At 73.1% G+C, this 5815-nt stretch carries 7 protein-coding genes; 5 read left to right on the top strand and 2 right to left on the bottom strand.

Going from position 1 to position 5815, the window contains the following annotated elements:
* From ACTHLI_RS06910 to ACTHLI_RS06900, 3 genes are all read left to right on the top strand, one after another.
* Positions 1-568 (top strand): DUF2127 domain-containing protein (locus tag ACTHLI_RS06910; RefSeq protein WP_440182412.1); only part of this gene is annotated, 568 nt, incomplete at its 5' end.
* 14 nt (positions 569-582) lie between these two features.
* The gene (locus ACTHLI_RS06905) at positions 583-1260 is read left to right on the top strand and encodes a response regulator transcription factor (protein ID WP_440182410.1); all 678 of its coding nucleotides are present in this window, start codon (positions 583-585) and stop codon (positions 1258-1260) included.
* Between the two features lie 29 nt (positions 1261-1289).
* On the top strand, positions 1290-2249 hold the full coding sequence (locus ACTHLI_RS06900; protein WP_440182409.1) for a sensor histidine kinase: 960 nt from the start codon (positions 1290-1292) through the stop codon (positions 2247-2249).
* A 16-nt stretch (positions 2250-2265) separates the two neighbouring features.
* Here ACTHLI_RS06900 and ACTHLI_RS06895 read toward each other — a convergent pair whose 3' ends face one another.
* Positions 2266-2958: a response regulator gene (locus ACTHLI_RS06895; protein WP_440182408.1), complete on the bottom strand. Its 693-nt coding sequence runs from the start codon at positions 2956-2958 to the stop codon at positions 2266-2268.
* Positions 2955-4562: an ATP-binding protein gene (locus ACTHLI_RS06890; RefSeq protein WP_440182407.1), complete on the bottom strand. Its 1608-nt coding sequence runs from the start codon at positions 4560-4562 to the stop codon at positions 2955-2957. Before ACTHLI_RS06890 ends, ACTHLI_RS06895 begins: the two co-directional genes overlap by 4 nt.
* 214 nt (positions 4563-4776) lie before the next feature.
* Here ACTHLI_RS06890 and ACTHLI_RS06885 point away from each other — a divergent pair, with 214 nt between their 5' ends.
* Positions 4777-5613: an ABC transporter ATP-binding protein gene (locus ACTHLI_RS06885; RefSeq protein ID WP_440182405.1), complete on the top strand. Its 837-nt coding sequence runs from the start codon at positions 4777-4779 to the stop codon at positions 5611-5613.
* Positions 5610-5815, top strand: a 206-nt coding sequence (locus ACTHLI_RS06880) for a hypothetical protein (RefSeq protein ID WP_440182404.1), incomplete at its 3' end; no start/stop codon positions are given. The genes ACTHLI_RS06885 and ACTHLI_RS06880, both read left to right, overlap by 4 nt.

The following is a 5815-nucleotide window of genomic DNA, read 5'->3' as shown; positions in this document are numbered from 1 at the left end:
GCGCGCCGTCTTGGCGGTTTTTGAGGCCGCACCCCCGATGATCGGGCCGGTGCGACCGTCCACGCCCTCCGGGAGATCGCTCTTCGAGCGCATCTACACCCTGGTCGTGCTCGTCAAGGGACTGGACGGCACGGTCGAGCTGCTCGCGGGGCTCGTGCTGCTCGTCGCCCCCGATGCGGCCGCCGATGCCGTGGCCGTCGCCGCATCGGAGCTCGCGGAGGGCGGATCGGTCCTCCAGCGCTCGCTCGCGCATTCGGTCGCCAAGGCGGGGGGTGGGCTCACCGGCGGGAACGTGGCCCTCGCGGTCTTCCTGCTCGTGCACGGCGTGGTGAAGCTGCTGACCGTGACCGCGCTGCTCAGGAGGGCCGTGCACTGGTACCCGTGGGCGATCGGCGCCCTCGGCGTGCTGCTCGTCGCCCAGGTGATCGATCTCGTCGCCAAGCCCGGCGTCGGCGGGGTCGTCCTCGCGGTGCTGGACGTCGTCGTGATCGTGCTCGTCGTCTGGGAGTACCGGCGGCTGCGGGCCGACGTCCGCAGCGGCGTTCCCGCGCGATCGGCGACCGGATGAGCGACACTGCTCCCGTGACGCGTGCGACCACGAGGGGTGCCCCGCCGCTGCTCCTGGTCGAGGACGATCCGGAGCTCGGCCCCCTGATCGCCGAGGTGCTGGGGGAGGACTACACCGTCACCCTCGTCGCGGACGGCGCCGCCGGCCTCGAGGCCGGTCGATCGGGCGACTTCGAGCTCGTCGTGCTCGACCGGCGGCTGCCGGGGATGGACGGCATCGCCGTCGTCCAGGCGCTGCGCCGGGCGGGCGTCGCCACCCCGGTGCTCATGCTCACCGCGCTCGGCGCCGTCGGCGATCGCGTCGACGGCCTCGATGCCGGCGCGGACGACTACCTCGTGAAGCCGTTCGACTTCGCCGAGCTGAGCGCGCGCCTCCGTGCCATGCGGCGGGTGCACGGCGCGGAGGAGGAGGTCGTCTACATCGGCGACTGGGAGTTCCGTCCCGCGAACCGGCTCATCAACTCGCCGTACGAGGGGCGGAAGGTGCTGACGGAGACGGAGGCGAACCTGCTCTCCCTGCTCGCGCAGCACCCCGACGAGACCCTCTCGCGCGAACGGATCCTCCGCGAGGTGTTCCCCGCAGGCGACAGCGTCGGCACGGTCGACACGTACGTGCACTACCTGCGCAGGAAGACCGAGCGGGACATCATCACCACCGTGCGGGGCCGCGGCTACCGGCTGGGGCAGCTCTGAGCACGTCGGAGGGCCTCGAAGACGTCGACGTGCAGTCGGTCCGCACCGCCGCCCTGCGCACCGCCTGGCAGGTCGCCGCGGTATCGACCGCGGTCGTGCTCGGCATCCTCGGCCTCGCCGCGCTCTTCATCGTGGACCAGTCGAGGCCGACCGAGCGGATCGAGCGACCCCTGCCGGGCGAGACGAAGATCTACGTGGACGCGAACGAGGTGCTCGTCGCCCTCGTGGTGCTCGGCCTCATCGCGATCGTCGTCGTCGGGTTCGCGAGCTGGGCGATCAGCCGCAGGTCCGTGGCGCCGCTGGGCTCCGCGCTGCGCATGCAGCGCGCGTTCGTCGCCGACGCGAGCCACGAGCTGCGCACCCCGCTCACGGTGCTCGACACCCGGCTGCAGCTCCTGTCGCGCAAGCTCGAGCGGGACGAGCCGTACGACGAGACGTTGACGGCGGTGCGGCGGGACACCCGCATCATGATCGACCTCGTCACCGACCTGCTCCTCGTCGCCGAGGCCTCCGCGATGGAGGTGCGCGGGGGAGCCGGGGAGGGCGCCGACCTCCGGCCCACGCTGCTCGCCGCGGTCCGGGACCTGCAGGTGCTTGCCGCCGAGCGCGGCATCACCGTCGCGGTCGACGTGGAGAACGAGGCGCGTGTCGGGCTCTCGGAGCCGAGCCTCCGCAGGGCGCTCGTCGTGCTGATCGACAACGCCGTCACGCACTCGCCCGACGGCGGCACCGTGCACGTGACCGCGGTGGTCGACCGCGGCCGGGCTGTGATCCGGGTGCGGGACGAGGGGGCCGGCATCACCGGCATCGCCGCCGACCAGGTCTTCGAGCGGTTCGCCCACGGCCCGGACGACGGCAGGCGCCGCGGGTTCGGGATCGGCCTGTCCCTGGTGCGCGACCTCGCCGCCCGCAACGGCGGCCGCGTGCTCGTCGAATCCACCTCGGACTCGGGCACCGCGCTGCGGCTGGAGCTGCCCGTGGTGCGCTGACCTCCGGGAGGCGCGGTCAGCGCGGGCGGAGCGCGTAGCGGTGCTCGGGCCGCCCGGTCGCGCCGTACCGCAGCTCGAGCGTCACGAGGCCGGTGCGCTCGAGGCGGGAGAGGTAGCGCTGCGCGGTCGCCCGGCTGATCCCGACCGCGTCGGCCACCTCGCTCGCCGACAGGCTCCCGCCGCTGCCGGCGAGCGCGTCGCGGACCAGCCGCAGCGTCGGGGCGAGGTGCTCGTGGTGCGCGGCGGTGATCGGGGCGGACCCGCGCGGCCGGAGCAGCTCGAACAGCCGGGTGACGTCGTCCTGGGTCGCGTCCTGCGGCCAGCGGTCGAGCTGCAGCCGCACCTCGCGGATGGACGCGAGGCGCTCCGCGAGCGCCGCGAACCCGAACGGCTTCACCAGGTAGTCCGCCGCGCCCAGCTGCACCGCCTGCCGCACCGCCTCGGCGTCGGTCGCCGCCGAGATCACCAGCACCACGGGCGGCAGCGGCGTCTCGAGGAGGGACCGGATCACCGACAGCCCGTCGCCGTCCGGGAGGTAGAGGTCGAGGAGCACGACGTCGGGCTGCAGGTCGGACGCGAGCGTCAGCGCCTCCGCCGCGGTGTGCGCGACGCCGGCCACCCGGTACCCCTCGACGCGCTCGACGAAGCCCTGATGGACCGTCGCGACGCGGAAGTCGTCGTCGACGACGAGCACCGACAGCGCCGTCACGACGACCCGCTCGGTGCGAGCGCGGACACGGGTGGGAGGGCGATGACGAACGTCGCTCCCGGGCCGTCCGTCAGCTCGACGGTCCCACCCAGCTTCGTGACCGTGCGGTGCACGAGCGCCAGCCCGAGCCCGCTGTGCCGGGAGAGGGGGCCGGCCTTCGTGCTGTAGCCGTTGACGAACACGCTCTCGCGCGCGGCGGCGGGCACCCCGGGGCCGGTGTCGTGCACGACCACCGTCGTGCCGTCGGCGGCGTCGGAGGCGATCGTCACCTCCACGCGGCGGGGCGCGGGGGCGCCGGTCAGGGCGTCGAACGCGTTGTCGATCAGGTTGCCGAGGATCGTGGTGAGCGCCTGCAGCCGCTCCGGCGCGGGCCCGACGACCGTGTCCGGCGTGACGACGAGCTCGATGCCGAGCTCGTTCGCCTCCGCGGCCTTCCCGAGCAGCAGCCCCGCGAGCTGGGGCGCGGCGACGTGCTCGCGGAGCACCTGATCGAACGACGCGGACGTGCCGCGGATCTCGTTGACGTACTCGAGCGCGTCCTCCGGCCTGCCCAGCTCGAGCAGGCCCGCGATCGCGTGCAGACGGTTCGAGAACTCGTGCTGCTGCGCGCGCATCGATTCGGTGAGGCTCCGCGCGCCGTCGAGCTCCCGCGCCAGGCCCTCGACCACCGTCCGGTCCTGCAGCGTCACCACCGTGCCGTGCGGACGACCGGAGAGGCGCACCGGCAGCCGGCACACCACGAGCGAGTGGTCCTCGGTGAGGAGGATCCGGTCCTGGATCGCGCCGCTGCCGCTCAGGAGGTCGCGGATCGGGCCCGCGGGCACGGCCTGGTGCACCGTGCGCCCGACGACGGCGGGCGGGAGCGCGAGCAGCCGCAGCGCCTCGTCGTTGACGACGCTCATCCGGCCGGACGGGTCCACCGCCACGACGCCCTCCCGGATGCCGTGCAGCGTCGCCTCCCGCTCGAGCAGCAGGTGCGCGATCTCGTCCAGCTCGAGCCCGAACGTGCGGCGCTTCATGCGCGCGGCGACGCCGAGCGACGCGAGCGCACCGACCACGAGCATCACCGCGAACCAGACGGCGTACGAGGGCAGCTGGGCGGCGAGCGCCGCGGAGACGGAGCTCTCCCGGATGCCGACCGACACCTCGCCGATGAACGCGCCCGTCTGCGACGTGAGGGGCACCCTCGCGTTCGCGCTGACCCCGGTCGCACCCGAGTTCACGTCGAGGTGCACCCTGCCGTCCGCCGCCACCAACGGCTCGCTCACCCGCTTCCCGATCAGCGCGGGGTTCGGATGCGAGTGCCGCACCCGGTGCGTGTCGATGACGACGACGTAGGCGGCGCCGGTGCGCCGCTCCGTGGCGGTGGCGAGGCGCTGGACGGTGGCGTCGCAGCCGGGGGACGTCCGCGTCAGGCACTGCTGCACCTCGGGGTCCTGGGCGAACGTCTGCGCGATCGCGGCCGCGCGGGCCTGGTACTCCTCGTCGAGATGGCCGCGGGCCGTCACGGCCAGGAGGACGAAGCCGACCGCGATGGAGACGGCCAGGATCGCGGTCTGGGCCAGGAAGATCTGGCTCGACAGCTTCCTGATCCGTCGTCGCATCCTCGCGATCCTGACACCGTTCCGCACCGTCCGGCACCCCGGCCGGCGATGCCCTCCGCGACAGCGTGCCGCATCGGCTCGGCCCATGGGGTGCGCAGAACGCGCAGAACCCCCGCTATCGCGCAGAACGTCGACCATCACGCAGAAGCGCGCCCCGGGACGGGGTGCTCCACCAGCATCGAGCCGCTCGCAGATCGACAGAGAGGTTGATGCGATGGTGCAGACGATCCCACCCGCGGTGGCGGGGGAGGCGGCGCGGATCGAGATCCGCGACCTGACGAAGCGGTTCCTGACCCCGAAGGGGGAGCCGTTCACCGCGATCACGGACGTGACGCTGACGGTCGAGCCCGGCCAGTTCTGCGCGATCGTCGGGCCGACGGGATGCGGCAAGTCCACGACGCTCGCCCAGGTCTCCGGGCTCGAGCGTCCGAGCGCCGGTGGCGTGCGCGTCGGCGGTGCCCCCGTGCAGGGCGTCACCGCGGGGGTCAGCTACATGTTCCAGGCCGACTCGCTCTTCCCTTGGAAGACGGTCCTGCAGAACGTGTCGACCGGGCCGATCCTGACCGGCACGCCGAAGCGCGAGGCGGCGACCCTCGCGCTCGACTGGGTGCGCCGCGTGGGCCTCGCCGGCTTCGAGGACCGCTACCCGCACCAGCTGTCCGGCGGCATGCGGAAGCGGGTCGCGATGGCGGCCGCGCTCATCAACGAGCCGCGGATCCTGCTGATGGACGAGCCCTTCGGCGCGCTCGACGTGCAGACCAAGGCGATCATGCAGACCGAGCTCCTCGGGCTGTGGGAGCAGCTCCGGCCCTCCGTGCTGTTCATCACGCACGACCTCGACGAGGCGGTCGCGCTCGCGGACCGGGTGGTCATCATGACCTCGAGCCCCGGCACCGTGAAGGACGTCTTCGACATCGACCTGCCCCGCCCGCGCGGGGACGTGCAGGAGATCCGGCACGAGCCGCGGTTCCAGGAGCTGCAGGGTCGGATCTGGGCCTCGCTCAAGGACGAGGTCACGCGCGCCTACGAGCGGACGGCGGCAGCGGCATGACCATGACCACCGCAGCCCCCGTCCCCGTCGAGCTCGAGGCGGACCTCCGCGCGAGCACCCTGCGCGCCAGGAACCGGAACACCGCCCTCGTCTGGATCGGCCGCGTCCTCGTCGCCGTCGTCTTCATCGGCGGCTGGCAGCTGCTGACCGTCACCGGGATCCTCGACAAGTTCTTCTACGGCCAGCCGTCCGGCATCTGGGC

Source organism: Amnibacterium sp. (assembly GCF_051956055.1).
Lineage (GTDB): Bacteria > Actinomycetota > Actinomycetes > Actinomycetales > Microbacteriaceae > Amnibacterium.
This window is presented reverse-complemented; position numbering and strand designations above follow the sequence as displayed.

Excerpts from the sequence above, each read along its gene's own strand:
- ACTHLI_RS06890 (WP_440182407.1), bottom strand. The coding sequence starts at position 4,562 with ATGCGACGACGGATCAGGAAGCTGTCGAGCCAGATCTTCCTGGCCCAG.
- ACTHLI_RS06885 (WP_440182405.1), top strand. The coding sequence starts at position 4,777 with ATGGTGCAGACGATCCCACCCGCGGTGGCGGGGGAGGCGGCGCGGATC.